This is a genomic window from Pseudonocardia sp. ICBG1034 (genome assembly GCF_020131375.1).
Lineage (GTDB): Bacteria > Actinomycetota > Actinomycetes > Mycobacteriales > Pseudonocardiaceae > Pseudonocardia > Pseudonocardia alni.
Genome location: NZ_JAHLEK010000017.1, coordinates 926,245 through 939,791 on the forward strand (window position 1 = coordinate 926,245; position 13,547 = coordinate 939,791).

The 13,547-nt window shown below is 72.8% G+C and carries 11 protein-coding genes; 8 read left to right on the forward strand and 3 right to left on the reverse strand.

The window, feature by feature from the left end:
• Positions 1-121 precede the first annotated feature (121 nt).
• Both KPF22_RS19055 and KPF22_RS19060 read right to left on the reverse strand, forming a co-directional pair.
• A complete protein-coding gene (locus tag KPF22_RS19055; protein ID WP_208820152.1) occupies positions 122-718 on the reverse strand; it encodes a histidine phosphatase family protein in 597 nt (198 codons plus the stop codon).
• 4 nt (positions 719-722) lie between these two features.
• The gene (locus KPF22_RS19060) at positions 723-1,148 is read right to left on the reverse strand and encodes an HIT family protein (protein ID WP_208820150.1); all 426 of its coding nucleotides are present in this window, start codon (positions 1,146-1,148) and stop codon (positions 723-725) included.
• Between the two features lie 79 nt (positions 1,149-1,227).
• Between KPF22_RS19060 and KPF22_RS19065 the strand changes: the two genes are divergently transcribed.
• The 3 genes from KPF22_RS19065 to treY all read left to right on the forward strand — a co-directional run bounded on the left by KPF22_RS19065 (position 1,228) and on the right by treY (position 6,403).
• Positions 1,228-1,695 (forward strand): PPOX class F420-dependent oxidoreductase, encoded by a 468-nt coding sequence (locus KPF22_RS19065; RefSeq protein ID WP_208820148.1) that lies wholly within the window; start codon positions 1,228-1,230, stop codon positions 1,693-1,695.
• Between the two features lie 169 nt (positions 1,696-1,864).
• A complete protein-coding gene (glgX, locus tag KPF22_RS19070; RefSeq protein WP_208820144.1) occupies positions 1,865-4,033 on the forward strand; it encodes a glycogen debranching protein GlgX in 2,169 nt (722 codons plus the stop codon).
• Between the two features lie 3 nt (positions 4,034-4,036).
• Positions 4,037-6,403: a malto-oligosyltrehalose synthase gene (gene treY / locus KPF22_RS19075; protein ID WP_224402859.1), complete on the forward strand. Its 2,367-nt coding sequence runs from the start codon at positions 4,037-4,039 to the stop codon at positions 6,401-6,403.
• 88 nt (positions 6,404-6,491) lie between these two features.
• On the opposite strand, the gene KPF22_RS19080 is transcribed toward treY, so the two are convergent.
• Positions 6,492-7,004: a DUF5709 domain-containing protein gene (locus KPF22_RS19080; protein WP_224402860.1), complete on the reverse strand. Its 513-nt coding sequence runs from the start codon at positions 7,002-7,004 to the stop codon at positions 6,492-6,494.
• Positions 7,005-7,085: 81 nt separating this feature from the next.
• Between KPF22_RS19080 and treZ the strand changes: the two genes are divergently transcribed.
• The 5 genes from treZ (at position 7,086) to KPF22_RS19105 (ending at position 13,272) form a co-directional block, all read left to right on the forward strand.
• Entirely contained in the window at positions 7,086-8,831 is a 1,746-nt protein-coding gene (treZ, locus tag KPF22_RS19085) for a malto-oligosyltrehalose trehalohydrolase (protein ID WP_208820138.1), read from the forward strand.
• Positions 8,832-8,978: 147 nt separating this feature from the next.
• Positions 8,979-9,941: a carbohydrate ABC transporter permease gene (locus KPF22_RS19090; RefSeq protein ID WP_224402861.1), complete on the forward strand. Its 963-nt coding sequence runs from the start codon at positions 8,979-8,981 to the stop codon at positions 9,939-9,941.
• Positions 9,938-10,813: a carbohydrate ABC transporter permease gene (locus KPF22_RS19095; RefSeq protein ID WP_202416725.1), complete on the forward strand. Its 876-nt coding sequence runs from the start codon at positions 9,938-9,940 to the stop codon at positions 10,811-10,813. Before KPF22_RS19090 ends, KPF22_RS19095 begins: the two co-directional genes overlap by 4 nt.
• A gap of 47 nt (positions 10,814-10,860) precedes the next feature.
• On the forward strand, positions 10,861-12,192 hold the full coding sequence (locus KPF22_RS19100; RefSeq protein ID WP_224402862.1) for an ABC transporter substrate-binding protein: 1,332 nt from the start codon (positions 10,861-10,863) through the stop codon (positions 12,190-12,192).
• A gap of 15 nt (positions 12,193-12,207) precedes the next feature.
• On the forward strand, positions 12,208-13,272 hold the full coding sequence (locus KPF22_RS19105) for an ABC transporter ATP-binding protein (protein ID WP_224402863.1): 1,065 nt from the start codon (positions 12,208-12,210) through the stop codon (positions 13,270-13,272).
• The last annotated feature ends 275 nt before the right edge of the window (positions 13,273-13,547 follow it).

Here is a 13,547-nt window from a genome sequence, read left to right on the forward strand (position 1 = left end):
CAACGACGGCGGCGAACGGCGCATGAGCGGCGTCACAGGTCCGCGCCGTGGACCACCGTCGACGTCAAACGGTCGACGGCAAGCGGTCGACGTGACCGTCACACAACGGTCCGCACCGGGATCAGAGCAGGTCCGCGACGTGGGCCGTCTCGTTCACCGTCCGGACCTTGCGCATCCCGTCGCGGGCGCACACCACCCGCGAGATCCCGACGTAGTCCAGCGGGAACGGCAGGTCCCGGCCGATGCCCAGCACCTCGGCGAGATAGGCGTTGACCACGCCCGCGTGCGCGACGACGACCACCGTCGCCCGCCCCGGGTGGGCCGCGACGACCTCCTCGATCCCGGCGCACACCCGGGCCCGGAACGCGGCGCCGTCGACGTGCTCGGGCAGGTGCCCGGCCCGCATCCGCTCCCACGCCGCCGGGTCGGCCTGCGCCATCCGTGCGACCGGCACGTAGAGCGAGCGTTCGGCGTCGTACTCGCGCAGGTCGGAGCGGGTGTGCGGGGTGAGACCGCGCTCGCGCGCGAGCGGCTCGGCGGTCTGGACCGCGCGGAGCATCGTGCTGGTGTGCAGCGCGTCGACCGGGGTGCCGGCCAGCGCGTCGACCAGCCGGGCCGCCTGGTCCCGGCCCTGCGGCGCGAGGCCCGGGTCGGCGTGGGTGCCGTCGTCGTGCTCGACGGCCTCGGGCAGCGCGTGCCGGACGAGCAGCAGGCGCACCCGCTCAGCCCGGGACGTGCGCGTCGTGCCCGGCGGCCCGCAGCGCCGTGCGCAGGGCGTCGGCGTGCCCGTCCTGCTCGGCGCCGTCGACGGTGGCGGCCGCGTTCGCGAAGTCGAAGGCCCGCATGTCCCAGGCCGGGAACACGTGGACGTGCAGGTGGGGCACCTCGAACCCGGCGACCAGCAGACCGACCCGGGGCGGCGACCAGATCTCGCGCACCGCGAGCCCGACGGTCCGCGACACCTCGGTGAGGTGGGCGACGAGCCCGGCGTCGGCGTCGACCCACTGGTCGATCTCCGCGCGCGGCACGACGAGCGTGTGCCCCGGGCCGAGCGGGTTGATCGACAGGAACCCGACGCACTGCTCGTCGGCCCAGACGAACCGGCCCGGGATCTCGCCGTTGATGATCTTCGTGAAGACGGTGGCCACGGATCCGGACCCTAGTGGCCCGCGGCGCGGGGTGAGGAACGGCGGGCGCGGGGCCCCCGGCCGCCCTAGGATTTCGGGCATGCCCCGCACCATCGCCCGCAACGACCGCGTCGACCGGGACGAGCTGCTCGAGTTCGTCCGTCCCCGGCACCACATGGTGCTGATGACCACCCGTTCCGACGGCGGCGTGCAGGCCTCCCCGGTCACCGGCGGCGTCGACGACGACGGACGCATCGTGATCGCCACCTACCCCGAGCGCGCCAAGTCGGCCAACGTCGCGAAGGCCGGCCGGGCCGCGGTCGTCGTGCTGAGCGAGGAGTTCGACGGCGCCTGGGTGCAGGTCGAGGGCGACGCCGAGCTCATCACGCTGCCGGACGCGCTCGAGCCGCTGGTCGACTACTTCCGTGCCGTCTCCGGCGAGCACCCGGACTGGGACGAGTACCGCCGCGCCATGTCCGACCAGGGGAAGGCCCTGATCCGCATCACCCCGGCCCGGTGGAGCCCGGTCGCCACCGGCGGCTTCCCCGCCCGGCTCGCCGACTCCTGACCGCTCCTGGGACGATCGACCGCCCCGGTCCGCAGCTGCTGCGGGCGCGGGGGTGATGTGGCGTGGACCGCTGACGGCCCCGCCCACCATGCGGCAACGGTGCCCGCCCGACACAGTGTGAGCGTGCCCGCGGCCTGCGGCCGGGGCGCGCGACGAGAGGACGCAGACCATGCAGGCCTGGCCCGGGCACGCCTACCCGTTGGGTGCCAGCTACGACGGCACCGGCACCAACTTCGCCCTGTTCTCCGAGGTCGCCGAGGGCGTGGAGCTGTGCCTGTTCGAGCCCGACCCGGGCGCCCCCGGCGGGCTCGCCGAGACCCGGGTCCCGCTGACCGAGGTCGACGGCTTCGTCTGGCACGGCTACCTGCCCGGCGTCGAGCCCGGCCAGCGCTACGGCTACCGGGTGCACGGCCCCTACGACCCCGCCCAGGGTCTGCGCTGCAACCCGAACAAGCTGGTCATCGACCCCTACGCCAAGGCCCTCGACGGCCCGGTCGACTGGGACGAGGCCGTGTTCGGCTACAACTTCGGCGACCCGGACTCGCGCAACGACACCGACTCGGCGCCGCACGTGCCGAAGTCGGTCGTGGTCAACCCCTACTTCGACTGGGGCTCGGACCGCCCGCCGAAGATCCCCTACAACGAGACCGTCGTCTACGAGGCGCACGTCAAGGGTCTGACGATCCAGCACCCGGAGGTCGAGGAGGACCTGCGCGGCACCTACTCCGGCGTGGCGCACCCGGCGATGATCGAGCACTACAAGCGGCTCGGGATCACCGCCGTCGAGCTCATGCCGGTGCACGAGTTCGTGCAGGACCACCACCTCACCGAGAAGGGCCTGTCGAACTACTGGGGCTACAACACCATCGGATTCCTGGCCCCGCACCACGCCTACTCGGCCGGCTCGGTCCGCTCCGGGTCGCAGGTCGCGGAGTTCAAGGCGATGGTGCGCGACCTGCACGACGCGGGCATCGAGGTCATCCTCGACGTGGTCTACAACCACACCGCCGAGGGCTCGGACATGGGTCCGACGCTGTCCATGCGCGGCATCGACAACCACGCCTACTACCGGCTGGTCGACGACGACGCCCGCTACTACATGGACTACACGGGCACCGGGAACTCGCTCAACGTCCGCAACCCGCACACCCTGCAGCTGATCATGGACTCGCTGCGGTACTGGGTGACCGAGATGCACGTCGACGGCTTCCGCTTCGACCTCGCCTCGACCCTGGCCCGCGAGTTCTACGACGTCGACCGGCTGTCGACCTTCTTCGACCTCGTCCAGCAGGACCCGGTCATCTCCCAGGTCAAGCTGATCGCCGAGCCGTGGGACGTCGGCCCCGGCGGCTACCAGGTGGGCAACTTCCCCCCGCTGTGGACCGAGTGGAACGGCAAGTACCGCGACACCGTCCGCGACTTCTGGCGCGGTGAGGCGGGCACCCTCGGCGAGTTCGCGTCCCGGATCACCGGCAGCTCGGACCTCTACCAGGCCGACGGGCGCCGCCCGTTCGCCTCGATCAACTTCGTGACCGCGCACGACGGGTTCACCCTGGCCGACCTCGTGTCGTACAACGACAAGCACAACGAGGCCAACGGCGAGGACGGCAACGACGGGGAGAGCCACAACCGGTCCTGGAACTGCGGCGTCGAGGGTCCCACCGACGACGAGACCGTGGTCGAGCTGCGGGCCCGCCAGCAGCGCAACTTCCTGGCGACGCTGCTGCTCTCCCAGGGAACCCCGATGCTGCTGCACGGCGACGAGGCGGGGCGCACCCAGGGCGGCAACAACAACGTCTACTGCCAGGACAACGAGATCGCCTGGCAGGACTGGGAGGTCGCGGGCAAGCACGACGAGCTGACCACCTTCACCGCGGGCGTCGCCGCGCTGCGGCACGCGCACCCGGTGTTCCGCCGGCGCCGGTTCTTCGCGGGCCGCCCGATCGGCCGGTCGTCCACCAGCGAGGACGTCGCCGACATCGGCTGGTTCACCCCGGCCGGGCGGGAGATGACCGAGGAGGACTGGGACAACGACCTGGGCCGCTCGGTGGTCGTGTTCCTCAACGGCAGCCAGATCGCCGACGTCGACCAGCGCGGCCAGCGGATCGTCGACGACTCGTTCCTGCTGTGCTTCAACTCCTTCTGGGAGGACATCGACACCACGCTGCCGCCCGCCGAGTTCGGGCAGGCGTGGGAGATCGTCGTCGACACCCACTCGGGCGAGGTGCACCCGCCGAACGCCGCCGGCGTCACCGGGACCGACCTCGACCCGGTGTCCGCGGGCTCGGTGCTGACCCTGCCCGCCCGTTCCCTGCTCGTCCTGCGATCGAAGGGCTGAGGCGTGACCCGCCTTCCGGGATCGACCTACCGGCTGCAGCTGTCGGCCGACCAGACCTTCGCCGACGCCGCCGCGCTGACCGGCTACCTGGACCGGCTGGGGATCGGGGCGCTCTACGCCTCGCCGCTGCTGGAGTCCACGGCCGGATCCACCCACGGCTACGACGTGACCGACCCGACCCGGGTGTCGGGTGAGCGCGGTGGTGAGCAGGGGCTGCGGTCGCTGCTCGCGACGCTGCGCGAGCACGGGCTGACGATGCTGATCGACATCGTCCCCAACCACGTCGGCGTCGCGAGACCCGCGGAGAACCCGTGGTGGTGGGACGTGCTCACGCACGGCGAGGCGTCGCGCTGGGCGGGGCACTTCGACGTCGACTGGGGCGCCGGGCCGATCCTGCTGCCGGTGCTCGACGCCGACGAGGAGAAGGCGCTCACCGAGCTGTCGGTGACCGACGGCGAGCTGCGTTACTACGAGCACCGCTTCCCGGTCGCGCCCGGGACCGGCGAGGGCACCGCGCAGGAGGTGCACGACCGCCAGCACTACCGGCTGGTGTCCTGGCGGCGCGGCGCCGCGGAGCTGACCTACCGGCGGTTCTTCGACGTCAGCGACCTCGCCGCGGTCCGGGTCGAGGACCCTGCGGTGTTCGCCGACGCCCACCGCACGGTTCTCGACATCGTGCGCTCGGACGACACCGTCGTCGGGCTGCGGGTGGACCACCCCGACGGCCTGTCCGACCCGGGCGGCTACACGCGCCGGCTGCGCGCCGAGCTCGGCCCGGGCCGGTGGCTGCTCGTCGAGAAGATCCTCGGGGTCGGCGAGGAGCTCCCGATCTCCTGGCCGGTCGACGGCACCACCGGCTACGAGGCGCTGCGCGAGGTCTGCGGGGTGCTCGTCGACCCGGACGGGGCGGGGCTGCTCACCCAGTTCGCCGCCGAGCACACCGGGGAGAAGCGCTCCGCGCACGCCGTCGAGGACGACGGCCGCCACCTCGTCGTCCGGGAGATCCTGGTCGCGGAGGTGCGCCGGATCGCCGACGCCTTCCGCGCGGGACCCGGCGCCGACTCCGGCACCACCGGGCTCGACCTGGCCGACGTCGCCGCCGAGGACCTGCACGACGCGGTCGCCGAGCTGCTGTGCGGGTTCCCGGTCTACCGCTCCTACCTCACCCCGGAGATCACCGAGGGCCGGGCGGCCGCCGACACCGCGGTCGCGGTGGCGCGCACCCGTCGCCCCGACCTGGCCGCGGTACTGGGTGCGCTGCACTCCGGGCTGGTCCGCGAGCCCGGATCGGACTACGCGACCCGGCTGCAGCAGACCTCCGGGATGGTCACCGCGAAGGGCGTCGAGGACACCGCCTTCTACCGGTACAACCGGCTCGTCGCGCTGAACGAGGTCGGGGGCGACCCGGCCCGGTTCGGGGTGACGCCCGAGGAGTTCCACACCGGGCTCGCCCGCCGGGAGGCCGGGCGGTCGCGCACCATGACCTCGCTGTCCACGCACGACACGAAGCGCTCCGAGGACGTCCGGGCGCGGCTCGCCGTGCTCGCCGAGCGTCCCGCGTCGTGGGCGGCGAAGGTCCGCGAGTGGTCGGTGCGCCACCCGCTGCCGGACCGGTCGCTGGAGCTGCTGGCCTGGCAGTCGCTGGTCGGGGCGTGGCCGATCCCGGCCGACCGGCTCGCGGGCTACCTCGGCAAGGCCTCCAAGGAGGCCAAGCTGGTGACCTCGCACATCGACGCCGTCGCCGAGGTCGACGAGGCGGTCGCGGCCTGGCCGGGGCAGGTCCTCGCCGACACCGAGCTCGTCGCCGAGATCGAGGCGTTCGTCGCGGAGATCGCCGAGCCCGGCTGGTCGAACTCGCTGTCCCAGAAGCTGCTGCAGATGGCCGGGCCCGGCGTGCCGGACGTCTACCAGGGCACCGAGCTGTTCGAGTACTCGCTGGTCGACCCGGACAACCGGCGCCCGGTCGACTGGGACGCCCGGCGCGCGATCCTGGATCGTCTCGACGCCGGCGAGCAGCCCCCGGTCGACGGAGGCGGTGCGGCGAAGCTGCTCGTCACTTCGGCGACGGCGCGGCTGCGGCGGTTCCGCCCCGAGCTGTTCAGCGGCTACGGCCGGGTCGACGCCCAGGGCACCGCGGCGCAGCACGCCGTCGCGTTCTCCCGCGGCGGGGGCGCGCTCGTCGCCGTCGCGACCCGGCTGCCCGAGGGGCTGGCCCGCCGCGGCGGGTGGGGCGACACCCGGCTGCCGCTGCCCGGCGGCTTCGACGACTGGCACGACATGATCGCGAACCGCCCGGTGGACGCTCCCGCACCCGCGCTGGCCGACCTGCTGGCCCGCTACCCCGTGGCGCTGCTGGTCCGCCCCGCCTGACCCGGCACCGTCCTCCGGGCGGTCCCCAGGGGAACCCTCGTAGCGCTCTACGCCACGAAGGTTCCCCTGGGGGCGCCCGTGGCGGGGGTCAGGGCTCGTCGACGACGTGCACCGCGGCCTCCTCGGCCGAGGCACCGGCGCCGTCGATGCCGGCGTCGCCCGCGACGAGGTCCTTCTCGCCGCCGTCGCTGCCGTCGAAGCTTGCGTCGTCGATCGTGAGGCGCCCGGCGCGGCGGTCGCCCACCTCGTCGTCGGCGAGCAGCTCGCCGTCGGTGCCCGGGGCGTCCCCGAGCAGGTCGCCGGTGGCGTCGTCGACGTCGGAGAAGTCCTCGCGGGAGTCCGGGTCACCGACCACCCCGGCCGCCCGGGCGTCGTCGCGGTCCTCCGCGTCGGCGGTCGCATCGAGCTCGGCCGCCCAGGTGTCGGGCTCCTCGTCGGCGAGGCGCTCGTCGAGGGTCTCGTCGTCGCGGTCGTTCCAGGGGCGCTCGGGCGGTGAGTAGCCCTCGTCGAGCACGTCGGTGACGCCGCCGTACTCGAGGGTGTCCTCGGGCTGCAGCTGCGCGTCGGAGTCGAGGTCGTCACCGGAGTCGGGGTCGCTCATCACGGCAGCGTAGCGACGCGTGAGCCGACCCACCCCCGCCGGACGCGCCACGCGCCGCAAGGTGCGGAAGGATCGGCTTCCGTGACGGAGTTCGCCGTGTGGGCCCCCGACAGGAACCGCGTCAGCGTGCTGGTGGGTGAGCAGCGGATCGCGCTCGACCCCGCCCCGGGGGGCTGGTGGCACACGGACCAGCCCGACCACGGGCACGGGACCGACTACGCGTTCCTGCTCGACGACGACGCCACGCCGCTGCCCGACCCCCGCTCCCGCTGGCAGCCGAAGGGGGTGCACGAGCGCTCCCGCGTCTACGACCACGACGCGTTCTGGTGGACCGACGACACCTGGACCGGCCGCGCGCTGGCCGGTTCGGTGCTCTACGAGTGCCACATCGGCACCTTCACCGACGGCGGCACGTTCGACTCCGCGATCGGCCGGCTCGACCACCTGGTCTCGCTCGGGATCGACCTGGTCGAGGTGCTGCCGGTCAACGCCGTCGACGGCCCGGTGAACTGGGGCTACGACGGCGTCGGCTGGTACGCCGTCACCGAGAACTACGGCGGCCCCGACGCCTTCAAGCGCTTCGTCGACGCCTGCCACGCGCGCGGCCTGGGCGTGGTCCTCGACGTCGTCTACAACCACCTCGGGCCGTCCGGGGCCTACCTCGACCGGTTCGGACCGTACTTCGCCGGCTCCAACATCTGGGGCCCGTCGCTGAACCTCGACGCCGCGGGCTCCGACGAGGTCCGCCGCTACATGATCGACAACGCGCTGATGTGGCTGCGCGACTTCCACGTCGACGGGCTGCGCATCGACGCCGTCCACGCGCTGCGCGACACCCGCGCCCAGCACGTGCTGGAGCAGCTCGCCGTCGAGGTGACCGCGCTGGAGGCACACGTCGGCCGCCCGCTGTCGCTGATCGCCGAGTCCGACCTCAACGACCCGAGGATGATCACCGCCCGGGAGGGCGGCGGCCACGGCCTCGACGCCCAGTGGGCCGACGACGTCCACCACTGCCTGCACACCGTGCTCACCGGCGAGTCCCAGGGCTACTACGGCGACTTCGCCGAGGCGGGCCTCGACGGGCTCGCGCACGTGCTCACCCGCGGGTTCCTGCACGAGGGCACCTGGTCGTCGTTCCGGCGGCGCAGCCACGGCGCCCCGATCGACACCGCCCGCATCCCCGGCTCGCGGCTGGTCACCTACCTGCAGAACCACGACCAGATCGGCAACCGCGCCACCGGCGACCGGCTCACCCACACGCTGTCCCCCGGCCTGCTGGCCTGCGGCGCGGCGCTGCTGTTCACCTCCGGGTTCACCCCGATGCTGTTCATGGGCGAGGAGTGGGGCGCGCGGACGCCGTGGCAGTTCTTCTCCCGCTTCGGCGACCCGGGCCTGCAGAAGGCCGTCCGCGACGGCCGTCGCGCCGAGTTCGCCGACCACGGCTGGGACGACGCCGCCGAGGTGCCCGACCCGAACGCCGAGTCCACCTTCACCGACTCCCGGCTCGACTGGTCCGAGCCCGAGCAGGAGCCGCACGCGACGCTGCTGCGGATGCACCGCGAGCTCATCGCGCTGCGCCGCGCCTGGCCGGAGCTGTCGGACCCGTGGCTGGACCGGATCGGGGTCGACGTCCACGAGCAGGCGCGCACGCTCGTCGTCGCCCGCGGGCGGATGCGGGTGGTGGTGAACCTCGGTCCGGAGCCGGTGACGCTGTCGCTCGGGTCGGAGATCACCCGGATCCTCCTGGCGTCCGAGCCGACGACCAGTGACGGCTCCTCGTTCACCGTTCCGGCGGAGGCATTCGCCATCTGCCGCGTGGCGGAGTAGCGGGAGCCTCTCGCGTCACCCGTCCGAGTGTCGTCGTTCACCTGTTCGCCGGACACGTGACACCGCCGGGCCACACGAGACTGCGAGGGTCTGCGAGGTCGCGACGGTGCGATCCCGTGTTCGCCCCTGCGACAGACGTGAGGTCACGTGACGTCCACCCCCACCCGGTCCGCCTCGACGCCGACGGCGCCGGGAACGACCTCGCACCCCCCGCCGCGGCGACGGCGACGCTTCACCGCCCGGGACCGGCACGACTTCTGGGTGTTCCTCGCCCTGGTGCTGCCCAACGCCGCGCTGATCGTCGCCTTCGCCTACCGCCCGGTCGTCGAGAACGTCCGGTACTCGCTGCTGAACTGGACCCTCGGGTCACCGTCGGCGACGTTCGTGGGGCTCGGGAACTACGTCACGTTCCTGACCTCGCCGTCGTCGGCGGAGATCGTCTGGACGACGCTGGTGTTCACCGTCGTGACCGTCGGCGGGTCGATGGTGCTGGGTCTGCTGATCGCGCTGGCGCTCAACCGGCGGGTGCCGGGGACCGGCGTCGCGCGGGCCGCGGTGTTCTCCCCGTACGTGCTGTCCGGGGTCGGTGTCGGGCTGGTGTGGCTGTTCGTGTTCGACCCGTCGATCGGGGTGCTCGGCGCGGTCGTCCGGGCCTTCGGCGGGACCGCACCGGACTTCTTCAACGACCCGTCGATGTCGCTGGCGATGATCTGCATCGTCTACGTCTGGAAGAACATGGGCTACGCCGCGGTGATCTACCTGGCGGGCCTGCAGTCGATCCCGAAGGACCTCCTTGAGGCCGCGGCGCTGGACGGGGCGTCGTCGACGCGGACGTTCTTCCGGGTGGTGCTGCCGCTGCTGTCACCGGTCACGTTCTTCCTGGTCGTGACCAGCGCGCTGAACTCGCTGCAGGCCTTCGACCTGATCCGGATCATGACCCCGCTCGGGCAGGGCACGACCACGCTGATCTACGAGGCCTACCTGCAGGCGTTCGGGTCGAGCAACCGGGCCGGCTACTCGGCGGCGGTGTCGACGGTGCTGTTCGTGGTGCTGGTGGTCTTCACCCTGGTCCAGCTGCGGTGGATGGAACGGCGGGTGCACTACGCATGACCACCACCGCTCCGGAGCCCCGGTCGTCCCGCGCGCTGTCGCCGCGGGCCCTGTTCGAGGTCGTGACCAGCGCCTACGTCCCGCTGCTGGTCGCCGTGCTCGTCGTGCTGTTCCCGCTGCTGTGGATGACGCTGTCGTCGTTCAAGCCGCTGACCGAGATCATCACCCAGACCCCCGCGCTGCTGCCCGCCGCGCCGACGACGGAGAACTACTCCACCGTCGCCGAGCGCCTGCCGTTCGGCCGGGTGTTCCTGAACTCGGTACTGGTCACCGCGGTCGGTGCCGCGCTCAAGGTGGCGCTGGCCGTGTTCACCGCCTACGGGCTGGTGTTCGTCCGCTTCCCGTTCAAGAACTGGATCTTCGCCGGGCTGCTGGTGACGCTGATGGTGCCGCCGCAGGTGGCGCTGCTGCCGAACTACACGCTGATCACCGCGCTCGGTGGCGCCGACACCTACTGGGGCATCATCCTGCCCGGTCTCGGGACGGCGTTCGGCACGTTCCTGCTGCGCCAGCACTTCCGCACGCTGCCGCCGAGCCTGCTCGAGGCCGCGGAGCTCGACGGCGCCGGGCACTGGCGCCGGCTCACCCGGGTCGTCCTGCCGGTGTCCGCGCCGACCGTCGCCACCGTCGCGCTGATCACCATCGTCTACGAGTGGAACGACTACCTCTGGCCGCTCGTGATCATCTCGAAGCCGGAGATGATGACGCTGCCGGTCGGGCTCACCCTGCTGGCCAACGTGGACAACCGGGCCGCGGCCTACGGTCAGCTCATGGCCGGGTCGGTCGCCGTCATCGTGCCGGTCCTGATCGTCTTCATCGCGCTGCAGCGCCACATCATCGCCGGGCTGACCCAGGGTGCGGTCAAGGACTGAGACCGCTCCCCGCTCCTCCTCCCCACCCCGAAAGGACGCCAGCTGCCATGCATCTCGACCGTCGCGGATTCCTGAAGTTCGCCGGCATCACCGGCGCCGCCGCGGCGCTGGCCGCCTGCGGTGGCCCCTCCACCAGCGGCGGCGGGCCCGCCGCCGTCCCGGAGGTCGACTACTCCGGCGTGCAGCCGGCGAAGGAGATCACCTGGTGGACGAACAACCCGGGCAGCTCGGAGACGGTGTCGCGGCAGATCATCGACGCCTACCAGCGGGCCAACCCGGGCACGAAGGTCAACCTGGTGACCGCGGGCGCGAACTACGAGGAGATCGCGCAGCGCTTCCAGACCGCGCAGGCCGGCGGCGGCTCCCAGCTGCCCGACCTCGTCGTGCTCTCCGACGTCTGGTGGTTCCGCTACTACATGCAGCGCTCCATCGTGCCGATGGACCCGCTGATCGCCGCGACCGGCATCGACACCGCCGACTACCGCCAGCAGCTGATCGAGGACTACCGCTACGACGGCAAGCTCTGGGCGCTGCCCTGGGCCCGCTCGACGCCGATCTTCTACTACAACAAGGCGCACTGGCAGAAGGCCGGCCTGCCCGACCGCGCGCCCGCGACCTGGGCCGAGATGGCCGAGTGGGGGCCGAGGCTGCAGGCCGCGGGCACCGGTGCGCAGAAGGCGTACCAGCTCCCCGCCCTGGCCGACTACGCCGGCTGGTCGTTCCAGAACAACCTCTGGGGCGAGGGCGGTGCGTGGTCGGACGAGTGGGACGTCACCTGCGACTCCCCCGAGGCGGTCCGCGCGGTCTCGGCCCTGCAGAACGCGGTGACCTCGGGCTGGGCCGGCGTCGCCGCCACCGACGGCACCACCGACCTGGGTGCCGGGGCGGTCTCGGCGACGGTCGGCTCCACCGGCTCGCTGGTCACCGTGCTCGACGCGGCCCGGTTCGACGTCGGCGCCGGCTTCCTGCCCGCGGGCCCGGTCCCCGGGCCGGTGTGCCCGACCGGCGGCGCGGGGCTCGGGATCCCGGCCGGGGTCCCGCCGGAGCGCCAGCTCGCCGCGGCGGCGTTCGCGAAGTTCCTGACCAGCCCGGAGAACACCGTGCTGTTCTCCCAGGCCACCGGCTACCTGCCGCTCCGGACCTCGGCCGACACCGGCCCGCTGCTCGCCGAGACCCCGCTGCGCAAGATCGCCATCGACCAGCTCGACCGGACCCGCACCCAGGACCGGGCGCGCGCGTTCTTCCCGGGCGCCGACCAGGAGATCGCGCGGACCTGTGCCAACATCCTCAACCAGCGGGCCGACGTGCAGGGCGAGCTCACCACCCTCAAGGGCACGCTGACCCGGATCTTCGACACCGACGTGAAGCCCAACATCTGATGGCGGGACGCTGACATGGCAACGGTCACCTACGACTCGGCGACGCGGATCTACCCCGGGTCGGACACCCCCGCCGTCGACGGGCTGGACCTGGAGATCGCCGACGGCGAGTTCCTCGTGCTCGTCGGGCCGTCCGGCTGCGGGAAGTCGACGTCGCTGCGGATGCTCGCGGGCCTGGAGGACGTCGACGCCGGCGCCATCCGGATCGGCGACCGCGACGTCACCGACGTCCGGCCCAAGGACCGCGACATCGCGATGGTGTTCCAGAACTACGCGCTCTACCCGCACATGACGGTCGCCGCGAACATGGGCTTCGCGCTGACCAACGCGGGCCGCCCGCGCGACGAGATCGCCCGCCGCGTCGCCGAGGCGGCCAAGATCCTCGACCTGGAGGGGCTGCTGGACCGCAAGCCGCGTGCCCTGTCGGGCGGGCAGCGTCAGCGGGTCGCGATGGGCCGGGCCATCGTGCGCGAGCCCGCCGTGTTCTGCATGGACGAGCCCCTGTCCAACCTGGACGCGAAGCTGCGGGTGTCCACCCGCACCCAGATCGCGTCGCTGCAGCGGCGCCTGGGTGTCACCACCGTCTACGTCACCCACGACCAGGTGGAGGCGATGACGATGGGCGACCGCGTCGCGGTGCTCTCGGGCGGGGTGCTGCAGCAGTGCGCGACCCCGCGCGAGCTCTACGAACGGCCGGTGAACGCCTTCGTCGCCGGGTTCGTGGGGTCGCCGGCGATGAACCTGGTGACGGTGCCGGTGGACGGCTCCGGGCAGGTCGCCCTGGGTGGGGCACAGATCGCGGTGCCGGCCTCGTCGTCGGGCACGGTCACGGTCGGGATCCGGCCGGAGGACCTGCGCCCGGCCGGGGCCGGGGACGGGCTGGAGGTGACCGTCGACGTCGTCGAGGAGCTGGGGGCCGACGCCTACGTCTACGGCACCCTCACCGACGGCTCCGGGACCTCGCTCGTCGCCCGTACCGACGCGCGGGTCCCCCCGGGACGCGGCGACCGGCTGCGGCTCGCCCCGGACCCGCAGCGCATCCACGTCTTCGACGGTGGGACGGGCGGGCGCCTGACCTGACCCCCGGCGCCGTGCGGGCCGGCAGCCGGTCCGTTCGCCTTCGTCCCGTCCCCGTTCGGCACGGATCGGCAGCCGCTGGTACACGCCCCCTTGCGATGCCCCGTCGCGCCAGCGATGCTCCGAAGGGCCCCGCGCACGGACCGGGAACCGGCCCCGGGCGGGCGGGGCCGCCAGGAGCGGGTCCGACATCGCCGGCGCGATGCCCACGGGGACCGGCCGGGGCGTCGACGCCCCTGTCCGACCGGGGGCGGCGGGGCACGATGGACGGTCGACCC

Coding starts and splice junctions, on each gene's coding strand:
- KPF22_RS19065 (WP_208820148.1), top strand. CDS start 1,228: ATGCCCCGCACCATCGCCCGCAACGACCGCGTCGACCGGGACGAGCTG.
- glgX (WP_208820144.1), top strand. CDS start 1,865: ATGCAGGCCTGGCCCGGGCACGCCTACCCGTTGGGTGCCAGCTACGAC.
- KPF22_RS19080 (WP_224402860.1), bottom strand. CDS start 7,004: ATGAGCGACCCCGACTCCGGTGACGACCTCGACTCCGACGCGCAGCTG.
- KPF22_RS19095 (WP_202416725.1), top strand. CDS start 9,938: ATGACCACCACCGCTCCGGAGCCCCGGTCGTCCCGCGCGCTGTCGCCG.
- KPF22_RS19100 (WP_224402862.1), top strand. CDS start 10,861: ATGCATCTCGACCGTCGCGGATTCCTGAAGTTCGCCGGCATCACCGGC.
- KPF22_RS19105 (WP_224402863.1), top strand. CDS start 12,208: ATGGCAACGGTCACCTACGACTCGGCGACGCGGATCTACCCCGGGTCG.